Origin of the sequence: Plectonema radiosum NIES-515 (assembly GCF_025753815.1) — a bacterium.
GTDB classification, from domain to species: Bacteria; Cyanobacteriota; Cyanobacteriia; order Cyanobacteriales; family Nostocaceae; genus Hassallia; species Hassallia radiosum_A.
In genome coordinates this window covers 25,420-42,724 of the sequence record NZ_JAOWRF010000251.1, presented here as the reverse complement: position 1 = coordinate 42,724, position 17,305 = coordinate 25,420, and the positions used below count along the sequence as shown (strand labels likewise).

30 protein-coding genes and 1 pseudogene are annotated in these 17,305 nt (G+C 44.3%); 1 reads left to right on the top strand and 30 read right to left on the bottom strand.

All coding sequences use genetic code 11. The features are described from left to right. Positions 1–119: 119 nt before the first annotated feature. Both OGM63_RS17675 and OGM63_RS17670 read right to left on the bottom strand, forming a co-directional pair. Positions 120–239: pseudogene (locus OGM63_RS17675) on the bottom strand (helix-turn-helix domain-containing protein); the annotation flags it as partial. 158 nt (positions 240–397) lie between these two features. Next, entirely contained in the window at positions 398–718 is a 321-nt protein-coding gene (locus OGM63_RS17670; RefSeq protein ID WP_263746933.1) for a helix-turn-helix domain-containing protein, read from the bottom strand. A gap of 263 nt (positions 719–981) precedes the next feature. Here OGM63_RS17670 and OGM63_RS17665 point away from each other — a divergent pair, with 263 nt between their 5' ends. Then, on the top strand, positions 982–1,428 hold the full coding sequence (locus tag OGM63_RS17665; protein WP_263746932.1) for a hypothetical protein: 447 nt from the start codon (positions 982–984) through the stop codon (positions 1,426–1,428). A 41-nt stretch (positions 1,429–1,469) separates the two neighbouring features. Here OGM63_RS17665 and prfA read toward each other — a convergent pair whose 3' ends face one another. From prfA to rplV, 28 genes are all read right to left on the bottom strand, one after another. Next, positions 1,470–2,570: a peptide chain release factor 1 gene (gene prfA, locus OGM63_RS17660; protein ID WP_263746931.1), complete on the bottom strand. Its 1,101-nt coding sequence runs from the start codon at positions 2,568–2,570 to the stop codon at positions 1,470–1,472. 102 nt (positions 2,571–2,672) lie between these two features. Beyond that, positions 2,673–2,921 carry a 50S ribosomal protein L31 gene (rpmE, locus tag OGM63_RS17655; protein ID WP_029635470.1) on the bottom strand — a complete coding sequence of 83 codons (249 nt, stop codon included), beginning with the start codon at positions 2,919–2,921 and terminating at the stop codon, positions 2,673–2,675. A 174-nt stretch (positions 2,922–3,095) separates the two neighbouring features. Then, positions 3,096–3,512, bottom strand: a complete 417-nt coding sequence (gene rpsI / locus OGM63_RS17650; protein WP_039754619.1) for a 30S ribosomal protein S9 — start codon at positions 3,510–3,512, stop codon at positions 3,096–3,098. Further along, positions 3,512–3,973, bottom strand: coding sequence for a 50S ribosomal protein L13 (rplM, locus tag OGM63_RS17645; RefSeq protein WP_263746930.1), 462 nt, complete (start codon positions 3,971–3,973; stop codon positions 3,512–3,514). The genes rpsI and rplM overlap by 1 nt, the downstream gene beginning before the upstream one ends. Before the next feature lie 173 nt (positions 3,974–4,146). Further along, the gene (gene truA, locus OGM63_RS17640) at positions 4,147–4,995 is read right to left on the bottom strand and encodes a tRNA pseudouridine(38-40) synthase TruA (protein WP_263746929.1); all 849 of its coding nucleotides are present in this window, start codon (positions 4,993–4,995) and stop codon (positions 4,147–4,149) included. A 43-nt stretch (positions 4,996–5,038) separates the two neighbouring features. Further along, a complete protein-coding gene (rplQ, locus tag OGM63_RS17635) occupies positions 5,039–5,389 on the bottom strand; it encodes a 50S ribosomal protein L17 (RefSeq protein WP_263746928.1) in 351 nt (116 codons plus the stop codon). A gap of 104 nt (positions 5,390–5,493) precedes the next feature. After that, the gene (locus OGM63_RS17630; RefSeq protein ID WP_263746927.1) at positions 5,494–6,441 is read right to left on the bottom strand and encodes a DNA-directed RNA polymerase subunit alpha; all 948 of its coding nucleotides are present in this window, start codon (positions 6,439–6,441) and stop codon (positions 5,494–5,496) included. A gap of 179 nt (positions 6,442–6,620) precedes the next feature. After that, complete coding sequence (rpsK, locus tag OGM63_RS17625; RefSeq protein ID WP_029635481.1) at positions 6,621–7,016, bottom strand: 30S ribosomal protein S11; 396 nt, start codon at positions 7,014–7,016, stop codon at positions 6,621–6,623. A gap of 54 nt (positions 7,017–7,070) precedes the next feature. Continuing rightward, positions 7,071–7,451 (bottom strand): 30S ribosomal protein S13, encoded by a 381-nt coding sequence (gene rpsM, locus OGM63_RS17620; protein ID WP_263746926.1) that lies wholly within the window; start codon positions 7,449–7,451, stop codon positions 7,071–7,073. Positions 7,452–7,553: 102 nt separating this feature from the next. Continuing rightward, positions 7,554–7,667: a 50S ribosomal protein L36 gene (gene rpmJ / locus OGM63_RS17615; protein WP_015129703.1), complete on the bottom strand. Its 114-nt coding sequence runs from the start codon at positions 7,665–7,667 to the stop codon at positions 7,554–7,556. 408 nt (positions 7,668–8,075) lie between these two features. Continuing rightward, entirely contained in the window at positions 8,076–8,231 is a 156-nt protein-coding gene (locus OGM63_RS17605; RefSeq protein WP_263746923.1) for a S1 domain-containing protein, read from the bottom strand. Next, on the bottom strand, positions 8,183–8,329 hold the full coding sequence (locus OGM63_RS17600; protein ID WP_263746935.1) for a hypothetical protein: 147 nt from the start codon (positions 8,327–8,329) through the stop codon (positions 8,183–8,185). The genes OGM63_RS17605 and OGM63_RS17600 overlap by 49 nt, the downstream gene beginning before the upstream one ends. Before the next feature lie 4 nt (positions 8,330–8,333). Then, entirely contained in the window at positions 8,334–8,558 is a 225-nt protein-coding gene (infA, locus tag OGM63_RS17595) for a translation initiation factor IF-1 (protein ID WP_006276978.1), read from the bottom strand. A gap of 231 nt (positions 8,559–8,789) precedes the next feature. Further along, a complete protein-coding gene (locus tag OGM63_RS17590; RefSeq protein WP_263746914.1) occupies positions 8,790–9,347 on the bottom strand; it encodes an adenylate kinase in 558 nt (185 codons plus the stop codon). Between the two features lie 2 nt (positions 9,348–9,349). After that, entirely contained in the window at positions 9,350–10,660 is a 1,311-nt protein-coding gene (gene secY, locus OGM63_RS17585) for a preprotein translocase subunit SecY (protein ID WP_263746913.1), read from the bottom strand. Positions 10,661–10,767: 107 nt separating this feature from the next. Further along, positions 10,768–11,211 (bottom strand): 50S ribosomal protein L15, encoded by a 444-nt coding sequence (gene rplO, locus OGM63_RS17580; protein WP_263746912.1) that lies wholly within the window; start codon positions 11,209–11,211, stop codon positions 10,768–10,770. Positions 11,212–11,300: 89 nt separating this feature from the next. Next, positions 11,301–11,828 carry a 30S ribosomal protein S5 gene (gene rpsE / locus OGM63_RS17575; protein ID WP_263746911.1) on the bottom strand — a complete coding sequence of 176 codons (528 nt, stop codon included), beginning with the start codon at positions 11,826–11,828 and terminating at the stop codon, positions 11,301–11,303. 149 nt (positions 11,829–11,977) lie between these two features. Next, positions 11,978–12,340, bottom strand: coding sequence for a 50S ribosomal protein L18 (gene rplR / locus OGM63_RS17570; protein ID WP_263746910.1), 363 nt, complete (start codon positions 12,338–12,340; stop codon positions 11,978–11,980). Between the two features lie 2 nt (positions 12,341–12,342). Further along, a complete protein-coding gene (rplF, locus tag OGM63_RS17565) occupies positions 12,343–12,888 on the bottom strand; it encodes a 50S ribosomal protein L6 (protein WP_263746909.1) in 546 nt (181 codons plus the stop codon). Between the two features lie 130 nt (positions 12,889–13,018). Continuing rightward, positions 13,019–13,420: a 30S ribosomal protein S8 gene (rpsH, locus tag OGM63_RS17560; RefSeq protein ID WP_029635500.1), complete on the bottom strand. Its 402-nt coding sequence runs from the start codon at positions 13,418–13,420 to the stop codon at positions 13,019–13,021. 21 nt (positions 13,421–13,441) lie between these two features. Next, on the bottom strand, positions 13,442–13,990 hold the full coding sequence (gene rplE / locus OGM63_RS17555; protein WP_263746908.1) for a 50S ribosomal protein L5: 549 nt from the start codon (positions 13,988–13,990) through the stop codon (positions 13,442–13,444). A 254-nt stretch (positions 13,991–14,244) separates the two neighbouring features. Then, positions 14,245–14,595 (bottom strand): 50S ribosomal protein L24, encoded by a 351-nt coding sequence (gene rplX / locus OGM63_RS17550; protein ID WP_263746907.1) that lies wholly within the window; start codon positions 14,593–14,595, stop codon positions 14,245–14,247. Beyond that, positions 14,595–14,969, bottom strand: a complete 375-nt coding sequence (rplN, locus tag OGM63_RS17545) for a 50S ribosomal protein L14 (RefSeq protein WP_029635504.1) — start codon at positions 14,967–14,969, stop codon at positions 14,595–14,597. The genes rplX and rplN overlap by 1 nt, the downstream gene beginning before the upstream one ends. Before the next feature lie 43 nt (positions 14,970–15,012). Next, on the bottom strand, positions 15,013–15,264 hold the full coding sequence (gene rpsQ / locus OGM63_RS17540; protein WP_029635505.1) for a 30S ribosomal protein S17: 252 nt from the start codon (positions 15,262–15,264) through the stop codon (positions 15,013–15,015). Between the two features lie 6 nt (positions 15,265–15,270). Then, positions 15,271–15,498 (bottom strand): 50S ribosomal protein L29, encoded by a 228-nt coding sequence (gene rpmC / locus OGM63_RS17535; RefSeq protein WP_029635507.1) that lies wholly within the window; start codon positions 15,496–15,498, stop codon positions 15,271–15,273. A 3-nt stretch (positions 15,499–15,501) separates the two neighbouring features. After that, positions 15,502–15,927, bottom strand: a complete 426-nt coding sequence (gene rplP, locus OGM63_RS17530; protein WP_263746906.1) for a 50S ribosomal protein L16 — start codon at positions 15,925–15,927, stop codon at positions 15,502–15,504. A gap of 138 nt (positions 15,928–16,065) precedes the next feature. Continuing rightward, positions 16,066–16,821, bottom strand: a complete 756-nt coding sequence (rpsC, locus tag OGM63_RS17525; protein WP_263746905.1) for a 30S ribosomal protein S3 — start codon at positions 16,819–16,821, stop codon at positions 16,066–16,068. A 53-nt stretch (positions 16,822–16,874) separates the two neighbouring features. Next, positions 16,875–17,231, bottom strand: coding sequence for a 50S ribosomal protein L22 (rplV, locus tag OGM63_RS17520; protein WP_263746904.1), 357 nt, complete (start codon positions 17,229–17,231; stop codon positions 16,875–16,877). Between the last annotated feature and the right edge of the window lie 74 nt (positions 17,232–17,305).

Here is a 17,305-nt window from a genome sequence, read left to right as displayed (position 1 = left end):
CAAACCGGATAATTATGCCTTGGTTTTCGGCACTGGTTCAAGAATACCAGCAATTTATAACGCTGTCAACTTTCTCGCTTTGAGCAACCATGAATAACTTTAGCCAAGAATTTGACGATTTAATCTAACTCTTCCAACGTATACCCTGCTCTGGTTGCAATTTGAGCCAGATTTTCAGTATCTGGAACCTTCACACCCTTTTCCCACATTTGAACAGCAGTAGCAGAAACTCCCAAAAGCTTGCCAAAATCTCTTTAACTCATTGAACCACGAGCTAGTTTGATAATTTCAATCAGTTTTTCTCTGCTTTCTATGTTCACTGCTGATGTAGCTACTCAACTGTACTTATAAGGAAGACTGTGTGCGTCTATGCCCTTGAGTTATTCATCATTCTAACTCAACTTGCTTTTGCTTCGTTTTGCAAAGACTCAGTAGCAGTAACCATTCGTTCCACTGCTGCTTGAGCGATTATCGCCACCTCAGACAAAGGCATTACCTTTATTTGTTTGACAATGTTATTCACATCTGAGGTTACTGATGTTGGTTTGACACCCAAATAATTCAGCAGTTCCTCCATCGTATAACCTGCTCTATCTGCTATTTGAGCTAAATTATGCGTATCTGGGATAGACTCGCCCTTCTCCCACAACTGTACAGCAGTAGCAGAAACACCTAGAAGCTTACCAAATCCCCGTTGACTCATGGAGCCACGAGCCATTTTCACTACTGAAATCAGTTTCTTTCTCGCCTCTAAATCCACTGCTGTAGTATTTCTTCCACTAATCGATGTATTTTACTTTCTCGCCCAAAAATATTTTGTTTGGGCATTTACAAATTTGCTTGCCAATGGTAAATTTAAACTAGAAATGTACTTTTAAAGTTTACCTGCAAGCCAATCCTGAAAAGATAACCAGACTAATTCATTTTAGCCTGAAAAATATTAATAGTGAGCTTGCGGTCAAATAACACGAAGGGTGGATCATGGTTAGTCGGACACGCAAGAAAACACAATATCGCCGCAAAGGTCAAAGTTTAATAGCCGCTAATAAAATTAAACCACAATTGTGGCACATTTGTGACGCTGAAGCCAAAGAAGCACTTATAGCCCAAGGTCAGCGTGTCCAGAAAATCAAGAAAATCCACCGTTTGAAGCATCAGGTATGTATTTCTTACTGGAATGAGCAAGGTGGTGTATGCAGCAGCTTTTTCAGCTACCGGATTTTTGCGCGTTGGCAAAATGAAGTAGAAAAGCTAATTTATACCTGTCCTACGGTGAAGGAATGGACAAAATTACAAAGTATCATGCGGTATGAATTCGCTTATTACAATTATGAACGAGAAATCGAAGATGCACTTGACACCGCATTAGAAAACCGCCTGTGTGTACTGAAAGCAACAACACTACAAGGGGTTTTTACATATATTTAGGTAGAGACGTTCCGGCGGAACGTCTCTACCGCGCGTCATAATTAATTACTAGCGCCGGAAGTGGCGAGTTCCGCTAACCTTTCTTGCTGGTCTTGAGAGATACAAGATTGAATTAGTGGCTCTAAATCGCCTTCTAAGACGGGGTTAAGCGAATAATTTTGACCAAGACGGTGGTCGGTTGCGCGGTTATCTTTGTAGTTGTAGGTGCGAATCTTTTCAGAACGGGAACCTGTACCAACTTGCGATCGCCTCATGGAAGTTACTTCTTCTTGTTGTTCGCGCAACTTGATTTCATACAACTTTGCCCGCAGAATTTGCATAGCCCGTTCTTTGTTTTGTAACTGGCTGCGTTCTTCGGTACAGAAAATCCGAATTCCGGTGGGTTTGTGCATCAAGTCAGCCGCTGTTTCTACTTTGTTGACGTTTTGCCCACCAGCACCACCAGAACGAGCTGTAGTCATCTCAATATCCTTCGGGTCGATGTGAATTTCCACCTCATCCACCTCTGGCATAATTGCGACTGTGGCTGTGGAGGTGTGAACTCTTCCCCCAGCTTCGGTTGCCGGCACACGCTGGACGCGATGCACTCCAGCTTCAAACTTCAGCTTGCTGTAAACGCTCTCACCCTGAATTTCTAGAATTACTTCTTTGAAGCCGCCCATCTCACCGAGAGACTCACTTACCAACTTCACTTTCCAACCTTCAGTATCAGCATAGCGCGAATACATCCGCAGCAAATCCCCAGCCCAAATACTTGCCTCATCACCACCAGTACCGGCGCGAATTTCCAACATGATGTTTTTATCATCATTCGGGTCGCGGGGTAACAGCAATACCTTCAAGCGAGTTTCTAAATATTCGATTTTCTGCTCAAGTTCATCGACTTCCAGTCCTGCCATTTCTTGCATTTCTGGATCGCTGCTTGCTTCTTTGTAAACTTGACGTGCCCCGATCAAGTCTTGAGTAGCAATTTTCCAAATTTCATAAGTATCTACTACCTCTTCTAAAGAAGAGCGTGACTTAGCGATTTTTTGATACTCATCGGGATTTCTGGCAGTATCCGGATCGCCAAGCCGACGGGTTAATTCATTAAAAGTTTGTTCAACGGATTTTAATTTATCCAGCAGGTATGATTCAGCCATGACGAGTCTTTGCGCTCCTTTAAATAACAAATTGGCTCAGGAAAAAAGACAATCGACCCCGAAAAGTACAGGGTCGTCGTTAACACTGCCCAAGCCAACCCGCTACTTTTTCTTTTTGCCGCCTGCGCCTTCTTCACCTGACGATGAGGACATACCGTACTTGCGAAGGAAGCGTTCTACTCGACCTTCGGTGTCAATCATCTTCTGGGTGCCGGTATAGAATGGGTGGTTTCCAGACCAAACATCTACGTGCAATTCTGGCTTGGTTGAGCCAATGGTCATTACGACTTGACCGTTGCAGTAAACTTTCGCATCTGGATACCACTTAGGATGAATATCAGGTTTAGCCATTTTCCTTTCGTGGTTAATCTATCTAAATTATAACTGGGGCATCGGGCATCGGGCATGGGGCATCGGGCATGGAAAGAATCGTATTAGAACGCGCATCATCTAAATAATGCCGCTTTTTTTATTCCCAATGCCCAATGCCCATTGCCCAATGCCCATTGCCCAATGCCCAATTGCTTATCGTTTCGAGTACTGAGGTGCTTTGCGGGCTTTGTGCAAGCCGTATTTTTTCCGCTCTTTTGCCCGTGGATCGCGGGTGAGGTAGCCTTCGGTTTTCAAAGGTGGGCGGTTTTCTGGGTCTAGCTGACATAAAGCACGAGCGACTCCTAAGCGAACAGAGTCTGCTTGTCCGGTTAAGCCACCACCTTCAGCTTTCACCAAAATGTCATATTCGTTTTCCAGTCCCAAAGTTTCTAGGGGTGCTTTGATGACTCCTAGGTAGTTAGCGTTGAATTGGAAGTATAAATCTCCAGGTTTGCCATTTACGGTCATCTGACCGGTACCTGGAACTAGGCGTACCCGTGCGACTGCTGATTTACGGCGACCAGTACCCCAGTAAACGGCGCGACCGCTGTTGGTGTCTACTGCTTGCATTAGTTTTCGGCTCCAGGAATTGTATTAATTTGTAGTTCTTTAGGTTGTTGCGCTGTGTGGGGATGATCTGCACCAGCGTAAACTTTCAGTTTGGTAAATAACTGCTTGCCTAGGCTATTTTTCGGTAACATACCTTTGACGGCGTGTTCGATAATCCGTTCTGGTAGGCGGTCTTGCAGCTTGGCGAAGGTTTCGGTTTTCATCCCACCGGGACGACCGGAGTGGCGACGGTAGAGTTTTTGAGTACGCTTTTTGCCTGTGACTGTGACTTTCTCAGCATTGACGACAATGACGAAGCCGCCTGTGTCCATGTGAGGGGTATATTCTGGTTTATTTTTGCCGCGCAAAATCATGGCGATTTCGGTGGCAAGGCGACCTAAGCGTTTGTCGGTGGCGTCTACTACGTACCACTCACGCTCAATCGTTGCTACAGGAGGAAGGTAGGTTTTGTTTGTTGTCATTTGTTAATTGTCCTTTGTCATTTGTTAGTGGTTAGTGGTTAGTTGTTGGTTGATAGTTGTTGGTTGATAGTTGATAGTTGATAGTGGTTAGTTGATAGTTATTCTACTAACTCCTAACTCCTAACTCCTAACTCCTAACTCCTAACTCCTAACTCCTAACTCCTAACTCCTAACTAAAAACTAAAAACTAATTTTGGTAAGGTGTCGTACCAAACGGATTGGGGAAAGGGAAAATCTGGATAGCCGACTCGCAACAAGCATAATCCTTGGGGGGGTGCGGCATATTTGACTTTTTCCCGATGTTGATATGTCCAGATTTCTGTGAAGTTAGAAAGCGATCGCTCTTGTGAACCTACTTCTACCAGCATCCCTACCAACAGCCGCACCATGCCATACAAAAATCCATCTGCCTGAATTTCAATATGAAGAAATGATCCTGATCGATAACACTCCGCTGCTTGCACTTCTACCCAGGAATGCTTACGCTTTGAACCCGCACGATGAAAAGCAGCTAAATGATGCTTTCCCATCAGAGGTTTAAGGGCAGCCTGAATTAAAGCTTCATCCAGGGGTGCATAATAATAATGCCAACTAAAGGGTCTAACGAACAAGTTCGGTCGGTCTTCAGTATAAAGCGTGTAACGATACCGTCGATAAGCTGCACCAAAGCGAGCGTGCCAACTGTTACTTACACTTGCCGAAGCCCGAATCAATATATCTTTGGGCAGATAGCTATTAAGAACTGTTGCCCACTTGTCGGCGGGGATTCTACCTGTGGCATCAAAATGGGCTACTTGAGCAGCCGCGTGAACTCCGGAATCAGTTCGACCTGCGCCGTGTAGTGTCACATGATACCCCAGTATAACTGATATAGCTTTTTCTATCTCTTCTTGGACGGTGCGCTGTTGTAGTTGCCTTTGCCACCCATGAAAATGAGTGCCCAGGTATTGAATTACTAGGGCTACTCTATAAGTCGGTGTAGGGTGGTGGCTTTCTAACATAGGGATTTTGTCAAAAGTCATTTGTTCTTTGATTCTTAACTAATGACCGCCTTTGACTAATGACTCAAACTAATTCAATTATTGCCATTTGTGCATTGTCACCCCGACGCGGGACAGTATGCAGAATGCGAGTGTAACCACCTTGACGAGTACCATACCTGGTGGGGGCTTGCTCAAACAAAGCATGAACTAGTTGTTTGTCGAACATATAGCCCAGAGCTTGACGACGTGCTGTCAGCGAGCCATTTTTGGCTAGGGTAATCATTTTATCCACTTCGCTTCGCAAAACTTTAGCGCGAATTAAAGTGGTGGTGATCCGACCATGACGAATCAGCTCGGTGGTGAGCGATCGCAATAAAGCACGACGCTGGTCGGCTGGTTTACCAAGTTTTTTGACGCGACAACGGTGACGCATAATCTTTTTGTTAGTTGGAACGTTGCTAGTTGTTAAATGTTCAATTGTTAGTTGTTAGTTGTTTATCAGCCAATAACTAATAACTACTAACTACTAACAAACTACTATGCGTGTTTGGAGCCTCTTTCCTGTGGCAGAGTAATGCCTAAGCGTCGCTGTAAAGCTTCTACTACTTCTTCTGCCGACTTTTGACCGAAGTTTTTGATTTCTAAGAGGTCTTCTTGGGTAAAATCCAACAAGTCTGCTACAGAGTTTACTTGTGCTCGTTTGAGACAGTTATAAGCTCGTACAGAAAGCTGCAATTCTTCGATGGGAATCTGAGCGGTTGGATCGTCTGGGATATCCGAGTTTGTATCGACTGGATCGAGGGAGATATCTTTCAACGGATTGAACAAATCTACCAAGATAGCAGCAGCAGAGGAAAGTGCTTCTTGAGGTGAGATACTGCCATTTGTCCAAACTTCCAACAGTAGTCGGTCTTTGGGCATGGAGTTATCTCCACGGAAGTCTTCAACACTATAGTTAACTTTCCGCACTGGCATAAACACGGAGTCTATTTGAAGAAAGTCTAAAGATGTAGCTTCCTCACGTCCTCGCTCTACGGTGCGATATCCTTTGCCTTTCTCGATGCGGAATTCCATTTCCAGCTTTGCTCCCTCGGCAATGGTCGCTACATACTGGGTTTGGTCGATGACTTCTACTTCACTAGGCAAATCAAAATGTGCCGCTGTGATTGTGGCTGGACCTGTCACAAGTAAACGACCAATCTGGGGTTGAGAAGAATAGTTTTTCAGGATAAGTTCCTTCATTTTCATGAGGATTTCCAGTACGTCTTCTCGCACACCCGGAACTGTGGCAAACTCGTGTGAAACGCCTGCAATCCGCACTGCGGTAACTGCTGTACCCTCTAGATTAGATAGTAAAACTCTTCTTAGGGCGTTGCCTACTGTTGTTCCCTGACCGCGCTCTAGTGGTTCTAAGACAAATTTACTGTAATGGTTCCGACTTTCCTCGGTATTGGATTCTACACATTCAATTTGAAACTGCGGCACGGAGTAGCCTCCCTTCTTTTAAGGTGCTGCTAAAAGGCAAATCAATTGCCTCGTCTTTATTTACTTAATGCTTTGGAACTTCAAGGAAGCTTTTTCATACATGCCAATGTTGGTATTTGAAGCTTCACTCAGAACTTGTGGACGATGCAGCTAAAATGCGATCGCCCAGATGGTAATGTCTAAACTCGACGGCGCTTAGGCGGACGGCAACCATTGTGAGGAATTGGGGTAATATCCCGAATCAGTGTAATTTCCAATCCGGCTCCTTGCAGTGCCCGGATAGCGGTTTCTCTACCCGCTCCAGGACCACTAACCATTACCTCTATTTGGCGCATTCCAGAGTCCATCGCTCGGCGTGCTGCACTTTCTGCGGCGGTTTGGGCTGCGAAGGGAGTTCCCTTTTTTGCTCCTTTAAAACCGCTAGAACCAGCACTTGCCCAAGAAATCACATCTCCGTTTTGATCGGTAATGGTGACAATGCTATTGTTGAAAGTAGACTGGATATATGCCATTCCGTTAGGAACGTTGCGTTTTTGCTTTTTGCTACCACTTTTTTTAGTTGGTTGTCGCGCCATAATACTGGTGTAGTTGAATAATGGTAATAGTTGTTGTCACAGAGCCTTGAAAATTTATTTGCCCGGAGCTTTCTTCTTACCTGCCACTGTCTGCCGTCTGCCTCGACGAGTTCTGGCGTTGGTACGAGTTCTTTGTCCTCTGACTGGCAAGCCCATCCGATGACGACGACCTCTGTAGCTGCCAATATCAATCAGACGCTTGATGTTCAGTCCCTCTAAACGTCGCAAGTCACCTTCTACTTGATAGTCGCTCTCGATGATTCCCCGTAGCGCTGCTATATCCGCATCATTTAAGTCTTTGACACGAATGTCTGGATTTACACCAGTATTAGCTAATATTTCTTGCGATCTAGATAATCCAATTCCGTAGATATAAGTTAGACCAATTTCTACGCGTTTGTCGCGTGGAAGGTCTACTCCGGCAATACGTGCCATTTGTTGATTTCTCCCTATTGTTCTTGCCAGTACTGTTACTATCTGCGTGACGGTGATTTTTTTCGCTTCACCTGATTAACGTCATTGCTAGCAGTATCGATGCTATCCCTGACGTTGCTTGTGCTTGGGATTAACACAAATAACCATCACGCGCCCGCGACGTTTGATAACGTTACACTTTTCACAAATTTTCTTGACTGAAGCTCTGACTTTCATGCCGTTTTTAAGTGACTCCAAATAGTAAATGATAGCATTTTTGAGGATTTTCGTCAGTTATTTTTTTCCTTAACACCAAATATGGTGGTTTCTGGTAAAATTATCTACATATACTTACTTGTTTCGCATTCGATAAGTGATTCTTCTTTTGTTATGGTCGTTATTATCCAACTTCACTTTGACGCGATCGCCAACTAAAATTTTGATATAGTGACGAAGTCGGGGTAGGTAAGCCAAGATATTAGATCCATTGTCAAGTTCAACCACAGAACCAGTAAACTTTCACAGGAGAGCCATTTTCCCCTTTTACCTCGCCAAGTGGTAAGAGTTCGGTGATAGTACCTTCAATTTGAATCGCATCTTGGTTCGGCAACAATATTTACCTCCAGTTAAAAGTTTTACCATTACTTACTTTTTCCGCAGTCGAGAAGTGATTTTACCCTTTGTCAAGTCGTAGGGAGTTAACTCGACTTTGACGCGCTCACCAGGTGAAAATTTGATATGGTAGCGTTTCTTCAGGGGAAGGTAAGCCAAGATGTTAGATCCATTGTCAAGTTCAACCACAAAACCTGCAAGCTCATGATTTTAGAGCCATTTTCTAATTCAACATTGTCAGGTAGTAAAACTTGGGTGATAATACCTTCAAACATGAAGTTAGACACTTATCTACTTCTTCCGCAGTCGATAAGTGATTCTACCCTTAGTCAAGTCGTAAGGAGTTAACTCGACTTTGACGCGATCGCCAGGTAAAATCTTAATATAGTTCCGGCGAATCTTACCAGAAATATGAGCCAGAACATTAAAGCCATTGTCTAGGTCAACGCGAAACATGGCATTTGGTAGGGACTCTGTGACAGTGCCTTCCATTTCAATCAAATCTTGTTTAGACAATTTATTTTTTCCTCAATTCAACAGTCTCCTCGGAAAGTTGCAGTAACTAAATCTGCAAGAAAACACAATTTGGCGATTATATCAACAGTTTCTTAATATATTTTAGCGAAATTTTAAATTCATCCTGCCCTAAGGGGGAGGGGGAGAGTGGAGGAGTGGAGATGGGGAAAGAAGAATTATTCTTTTTGTCTCCAAGGACTCCAAGGAGTCCTCCCTGTCCCATGAGTGAAACTAAAAAGCGATTACCTTCTTAAGTTCATTAGTGACTTCTTCTTGGGATTGATTACCATTGACGGTGAGAAGTTGTTGCTTCGAGCCGTAATAATCAATCAAAGGTGCAGTTTCATTGCGGTAAACTTCTAAGCGACGACGAATCACCTCTTCGGTATCATCTTTTCGTCCGCGATCAAGTAAACGTGCTACCACTACATCATCTGGGACATCCAGATTGACCACTTTTTCACCGCTAGGAAGACCCATATGAAGCAGCAATTCCTGCAAAAAAACTGCTTGCGTTACTTTGCGAGGAAAGCCATCTAAAATCCATCCAGACTTAATATCTGGTTGACTAAGACGCTCCTGCACTAGCTCCTGCATGAGCTGGTCGGGAACCAACTCGCCACTATCAACGTAATTTTGAGCTTTGATTCCTAAAAGGGTTTGCTCTTTCATTGCTTGACGCAATATATCACCCGTGGAAATATGGGGAATATTGCAGTCGTAAGCTAAGTTTTGAGCTTGAGTTCCCTTACCAGCTCCAGGTGGTCCCAAGAAGATTAATCGCGTCACTGTTATTTCACCATTCCTTCATAGCGCTGAGAGATGACGTAAGTTTGGACTTGTTTTGCTGTTTCAATCGCCACACCAACCAGAATTAACAACGAAGTTGCGCCAATTCCTTTAAAGGTTGGCACACCTAAAGAGCTTTCTACAGCTGTGGGGATAATTGCAACCAAGCCCAAAAAGATCGCACCTAAAAAAGTTAGTCGATTCGTCACCCGCTCAATATACTCGCTCGTTGTTTTACCCGGACGAACGCCAGGAATGCTAGAACCCATTTTTTTCAAGTTCTGCGCCACATCTACTGGGTTAAGAATCAACGAAGAGTAGAAGTAGCTGAAGAAAACAATAGAAACGAGGTAAATCAGCGAGTATGCCCAAGGCGCAGAACCACCAGGACTCAAATAAGTGTTAACAATATTAATCAAGTCGGGATTTTTGGTGAAATTAGCCAGCAAAAGTGGCAAACTCAAGATGGCAGCCGCAAAAATAATCGGCATCACACCGCCTTGATTTAGCCGCAGGGGTAGATAGCTACGTTGCTCTGCCAAAACACGCCGACCGACTTGACGACGAGCGGAAATAATTGGGATGCGCCGTGTTCCTTCTTGAACAAAGACAATCCCAACAATCGTTACCAAGAACACCAACACCAGTACAATTACGCGTCCGACTATTTCCCGACCGCCGACTTGCACTAAGTCGATGGTATCGCCCAAAGATTTTGGTAGTGAGGCGACAATGTTGACAAAAATCAACAAAGATGCTCCATTACCAACCCCTCGCTCAGTGATTAGTTCTGATGCCCACATAACGAACATAGAACCAGCTGTGAGAGCGATCGCTGTTTCTGCGACAAATAAGGGACCGGGTTCTTTAGCAAATTGCTGTAAGAAAAATGCCGAGAATGCAGTACTTTGAATAATCGCCCAACCTAAAGACACATAGCGTGTAATTTGGGAAATTTTTCGCCGTCCGGCTTCACCTTCATTTTTTTGTAAATTTTCTAAAGCTGGAATCGCAGTCGTGAGCAATTGGATAATAATGGAAGCGTTAATGTAAGGCAAAATGCCCAAGGCAAAGACTCCCAAAGTAGAAAGTCCGCGTCCTGAGAATATGTCTAACAAGCCGAATATAGCGCTATTACCCTGAATCGCTTGGCTAAATAAGTCGCGATTTATTCCAGGTATGGGCAAATAAATGCCTAGGCGAATCAAAATTAAAATACCGACGGTGACAAGCAGCCGACCTCTTAGTCCAGCTGCTTGAGCCATCTGCATAAAAGTTTCTTGAGCCGTTGGGGCTTTGTCTCGACTAATCATAAAGGGCTACCTTTGAAGTATGAAGTGTGAAGTACGCTCGTCAGAAGTATAAAATTTGAAGTATATATTTTTCATCCTTCTTCTACGGAGACGCTTCGCGAACATCATTATAAAACTTCACAACTCCCACCAGCTGCCTCAATTTTGCTTCGAGCTTGGCTTGTGAAAGCTGCTGCTTTAACATTGAGCGCAACGCTCAATTCCCCATTGCCCAAAATTTTCAATGGTGCTTTGGCACTAGTGATAATACCTGATGCCTTTAAAGATTCCAAAGTAACTTCTGTATTGGCAGGAAGGGAAGCTAGTTTCTCTACATTAATCGTAGTGTAATTTTTACGATTAATAACTGGAAAGCCCTTTAACTTAGGGATACGGCGATACAACGGCTGTTGACCACCTTCAAAACCAGGTCGGGTGCTGCTACCAGAGCGAGATTTTTGACCCCGCATACCTAAACCAGCACTGGCACCTTGACCGGCAGAAATACCCCTACCTACACGCTTCTTCCGTTTTTTCGAGCCTTTTTGAGGACGAACATCATTTAGTCTCATAATTTTGTCAATGGTCAATGGTTAATGGTCAATGGTTAATGGTCAATAGTCAGTGAATTTTTGACTTTTGACTCTTGACTTTTGACTTATTAAATGTATAGATTCTCAATGGGAACACCTCTATCTTCGGCAACTTGGGCGAAGGTACGCAGGGTAGATAGGGCATTAACTGCGGCTCTAGCATTGTTGAGTGGATTGTTGGAGCCGAGTTGTTTGGCTAAAATGTTGCGAACTCCAGCTAACTCCAATACGGTACGGACAGCACCACCGGCAATTACCCCGGTTCCAGGGGATGCTGGTCGCATCATGACTTTTGCGCCACCACCGGTACCATCAATAGGATGGGGAATGGAGTTGGATTTGGTCATGGGGATTTCGATTAGATGCTTTTTGCCGTCGGCTACGCCTTTTTTTACGGCACCAATTACATCTGAAGCTTTACCTACTCCCACACCGACTTGACCGCGTTCGTTACCAACGACAACGATCGCTCGGAAGCTGAGTTTTTTACCTCCCTTAACGACCTTACTGACGCGTCGGATCTGAATCACCCGTTCTTGCCAGGTTGTCTCTTCTTTCTTGGCGCGTTTTGTTTTATTTTTACGCTCGGTTGCCATAATTAATGCTATTGATTGTTCGTTGTTGGTTGTTATTTGTTAGTTGGAGCGTTGTTATTTGGAGGGTTGTTATTTGGAGCGTTGTTCTACTATCCACGCTCCCACTAACTACTATCCACTATTAACTAACCACTAACTAATTACTAATTTTAGAAATCTAAGCCGGCTTCCCGTGCAGCATCAGCTAAAGCTTTGATCCGACCATGATATAAATTACCACCGCGATCAAAAACTACTTGAGTAATGCCTTTTTCGAGCGATCGCGCTGCAATCAACTTGCCAACTTGAACTGATGCTTCGCGGTTCGCTCCTGTAGCCAAATTAGATTTTAAATCTGGTTCTACACTCGAAGCTGCCACAATTGTGTGATGCTTGGTATCATCAATTATCTGAGCATAAATATGCTCGTTCGAGCGAAATACAGCTAAACGCGGACGTTCTTCAGAACCGCTTACTTTCCCACGGACGCGTCGATGGCGACGCTGTTTAGATTCTTTGCGAGTAAGTTTCATTTTTACTTCTTACCTTTACCAGTCTTACCAGCTTTACGTCTGACCACTTCACCAGCGTAGCGAATACCTTTACCTTTATAAGGTTCTGGTCGGCGAACTTCGCGAATTTTCGCTGCGGTGTTGCCTACTATTTCTTTGTCATACCCGCTAACGATGACGTTAGTGGTACCTTCAACTGCAAACTGAATTCCGTCTGGTGGGGGAATTTGCACTTGATGGCTATAACCCATATTCAAGACGAGGTTACGACCTTGAAGTTGTGCCCTATAACCTACCCCTTGAATTTCCAACCGACGTTGAAAACCTGTGGAAACTCCTTCTACCATGTTGGCAACTAAGGTACGGCATAACCCGTGTAGCTGCCGAGATGTGCGGGAATCATCCCGCCGATTTACAAGTAATATTTCCCCATCTTGAGAGACACTCACATTAGTCGGCAGGTCGCGAGAAAGTTCACCTTTGGGACCTTTCACCACAACTTTTGTGCCGTCAATTGTTATTTGTACAATTGCTGGAACTGTAATTGGACGTTTACCAATTCGAGACATAAATTTTTATCCTTTGTCCTAAGCCAAGAGTCACCCATTCCAAAATCCAGAGTCAAAAGTCTATTGACTGTTGACCATTGACTGTTGACCATTGACTGTTGACCATTGACTGTTGACCATTGACTGTTGACTACCAAACGTAGCAAAGCACTTCACCACCCAAGTTCTGACGTCGCGCTTCGCGATCGGTCATGATGCCACTGGATGTAGAAATAATCGCAATGCCAATACCACCTAATACCCGTGGTAATTCTTTTTTGTTAGAGTAAACTCGCAAGCCTGGTTTGCTCACTCGCTTTAAAGCGGTAATTAGAGGCTGGCGATTTTTACCCTTGTATTTCAGGGCAATCACCAAGTTACGCTTTACTCCATCTTCTGCTTCTTCGTATTCGGAAATAAAGCCTTCTTCACGAAGCACTTTAGCAATACTACGGGTTGTTTTTGTCGCTGGCACTAGTGTTGTTTGATGCCTCGCCATAGTAGCATTGCGGATGCGCGTCAGCATATCTGCAATTGTGTCGTTAGCCGCCATCGTTCCCTCGTATAACTGAACTTATTGATCGCGAAAGGGCATTCCCATTTCTTTGAGTAACGCGCGTCCCTCTTCGTCATTTTTTGCGCTGGTGATGATGGAAATATCCATACCACGTACTTGATCGATGCTGTCGTACTCGACTTCTGGAAAAATTAACTGTTCTCTGACGCCGAGAGTGTAATTTCCCCGACCATCAAAGCTTTTGGGACTAATGCCGCGAAAGTCTCTAATTCTAGGCAAGGAAAGGCTGATCAGTCGGTCGATAAAGGCGTACATTCGTTCGCCTCTAAGTGTCACCATGATTCCAACAGGCATTCCTTGACGAATTTTGAAGCCAGCGATCGCCTTTTTTGCCCGCGTGACTACAGGCTTTTGAGCTGTAATCACCGCAATTTCATTTAATGAGGCTTCTAATGCTTTCGCGTTGGAAGCAGCTTCCCCCAATCCCCGATTCACCGTAATTTTTAGTAATTTCGGAACCTGATGAATGTTGGTGTATTGAAACTGATTCATCAGTTTGGGGACGATTGTCTCTTGGTATAAATTTTTGAGTCTTGTTGGTGCCATATTTTTTTTCTTGTTTATCCCTGGTCTTGGTCAGGGGAAAAGAAGTTATGAGTTATGAGTTATGAGTTATGAGTTAAACCCGTTTATTCTTAACTTTTCACTTCTAACTCCTAACTATTTCTTAAAAAGTTATGAGTTATAAGTTAAATCCGTTAATTCCTAACTCCTCACTTCTAACTCCTAACTATTTCTTAAAAAGTTATGAGTTATAAGTTAAACCCGTTAATTCCTAACTCCTCACTTCTAACTCATAACTATTTATCAAGTATCTCGCCGGTTTTCTTTAACATCCGTACCTTCTTCCCTTCTTGGGTTGTGGTGTAGCAGATGCGACTAGCAACGTTTTGCTTGGTTGAATAAAGCATTACGTTGGAACTATGAATTGGGAATTCTTGGGTAAGAATGCGTCCCGATTCACCTTCGGCTTGGGGTTTTACGTGCTTAGTTTTAATGTTGACGCCTTTGACAATGACTTGACTAACTTGGGGAAGTGCTTTGACTATTTCACCAACTTTGCCTTTGTCTTTGCCGGCAATCACTTGCACGGTGTCCCCAGTTTTGATGTGCATTTTATAAAAAACTTTAGGTTTCGGCTGTTTTGCCATTACAGCACCTCCGGAGCCAAAGAAACGATTTTGGTAAAGTTTTTCTCGCGCAATTCCCGTGCCACTGGTCCGAAAACGCGCGTACCTCTTGGATTCCCATCTTTGTTGATGATTACTGCGGCGTTGTCGTCAAAGCGGATACTCATACCGCTATCACGGTTCATGGCTTTGCGGGTGCGAACAATAACCGCTTCCACTACATCAGATTTTTTTACTGCCATGTTAGGAATGGCATCTTTAACAACGGCAATAATTTTATCGCCGACACCGCCATAACGACGATTTCCTCCGCCTCCGCCTAAAACGCGGATACACATTAATTTGCGGGCGCCGCTATTATCTGCGACATTGAGGTAGGTCTGGGATTGAATCACAATTTTTCTTCCTTGTGAGGTTGGAGCGAAAACGCGCCAACTATTACGTTGTCGCTTTAGTATTGAGGATTTCTGTGACTTGCCAGCGCTTGGTTTTGCTCAGGGGTCGAGTTTCCTGAATGCGAACGCGATCGCCCACTTTACATTTGTTTTCTTCGTCGTGGACTTTATAGCGCTGGGTATTCACTACAATCTTGCCGTACTTGGGGTGAGGGGCGCGGTTTTCAATGGCGACTACCACCGTTTTTTGCATTTTGTCGCTCACTACCAAACCAACTCGTTCTTTGACTGCCATAATCTCCTACTTTTCTTCTTTAACCAATTCAGTTGCTTGTTGTTTGCGCTCTGTTTCTACTGTCAGCAACTGGGCTAAACGGTGTCGAGCATGTTTGAATTGATGGGGTTTTTCTAATTGTCTGGTTGCTTTTTGCAAGCGCAGTTGAAATAGTTGCTTTTTCACAGCAAGAATTTCATCAGACAATTTTTCGTCACTTAATTCTCTTGCTTCTGAAACTTTAGGCAGAGGCATGATTTACTCCTGCGGCTCCGATTCGGAGCGTGAAATGAACTTAGTTTTAATTGGTAACTTAAAAGCTGCCAAGCGCATTGCTTCGCGAGCGATTTCTTCAGTAACGCCAGCAATTTCAAATAAAATCCGTCCTGGCTTAACGACTGCTACCCAAAATTCCGGCGAACCTTTACCGGAACCCATCCGAGTTTCTGCGGGACGCATGGTTACAGGTTTGTCTGGGAAAATACGAATCCAGATTTTACCACCCCGACGGATATAACGAGTCATTGCTCGACGCGAAGCCTCTATTTGCCGGGAGGTAATCCAAGCTGGTTCTTGTGCTTGGAGGGCAAAATCGCCAAAGTTCAGGCTGCTACCACGGGTAGCTACACCGCACATCCGTCCGCGTTGTTGTTTGCGGAATTTAGTTCTTCTAGGACTTAACATGATTTGGGCAATGGGCAATGGGCAATGGGCAATGGGCAATGGGCAATGGGCAATGGGCAATGGGCAATGGAAATTTAGAATTAGTTATGATAAATTCTTTCCATGCCCCATGCCCCATGCCCCATGCCCCATGCCCCTTTATCCTTCATTTGAACGATCTTCAAATTGTTGGCGACGACGTTGTTGTTGACGACGACGAGGTTCGCGATCTCTGGTTGTTGGTTGGGAAGGAGTTTCTTCTTGTCCGGGAATAATTTCTCCTTTAAACACCCACACTTTGATACCGAGAATGCCGTAAATGGTTTTGGCGGTACAGCAAGAGTAGTCAATATCAGCCCGTAAGGTATGTAGAGGTACTCTACCTTCACGAGTCCACTCTGTCCGGGCAATTTCTGCACCGTTGAGCCGACCGCCTACTTGAACTTTAATGCCTTGCACACCAGCACGTTGAGCGCGTTGGATGGCTTGACGCACTACGCGACGGAAGGAAACGCGGCGTTCCAATTGTTGAGCGATGTATTCCGCAATCAAATAAGCATCGGCATCAACTCGTTGTACTTCAACTACGTTAATGCGAATTTGGCGATTGCCGCCTAACAAGTCTTGAAGTCCGGTACGCAATGCTTCAATACCTTGTCCACCTCGACCTACAACTACACCCGGTCGAGCTGTACGTACTTCTAAGTCGATTTGGTCTGCTTTGCGCTCAATTCGCACTTCCGAGATCCCGGCATTGTTCTGAGCGTATTTACCTAGCTTTTTTTCTATGTAGTTGCGGAGTTTGTAGTCTTCTTGAAGAAGTTCTGGATAACGGTCAGGAACGGCAAACCAACGTGATTGGTGTTCTTGAGTAATACCCAGTCGAAAACCGACTGGATGAATTTTTTGTCCCACAAATAGTTCCTCTAAAATTTCTGACTGTACGCAATTTTTTTACTGAGACAAGCTTATTCAGCCGCACCAGTGGCAACTGCTACTGTAATGTGACATGTCGGCTTGCGAATTTGGTAAGCTCGACCTTGCGCTCTTGGTTGGAACCGTTTTAGGACTGGACCTTGATCGGCGTATGCTTGAGTAATTACCAATTTAGTCCGATCTAACCCATCGTTATGCTCGGCATTAGCGGCAGCGCTTCTAATCAGCTTTAATACTGGTTCGCAGGCACGATAGGGCATGAATTCCAAGATAATCAGCGCTTCTCGATAGGATCTGCCGCGAATTTGATCGAGTACGCGACGCACTTTCAAGGGAGACATGCGTACAAAACGGGCGATCGCTTTTACTTCTTTAGTATCAGTTGCCATAAGTTTCTCCTTTTTTGTTATTAGGAGGGTTATTAATTGTGAGTTGAATTCAATTCCTACTAACAACTAACCAC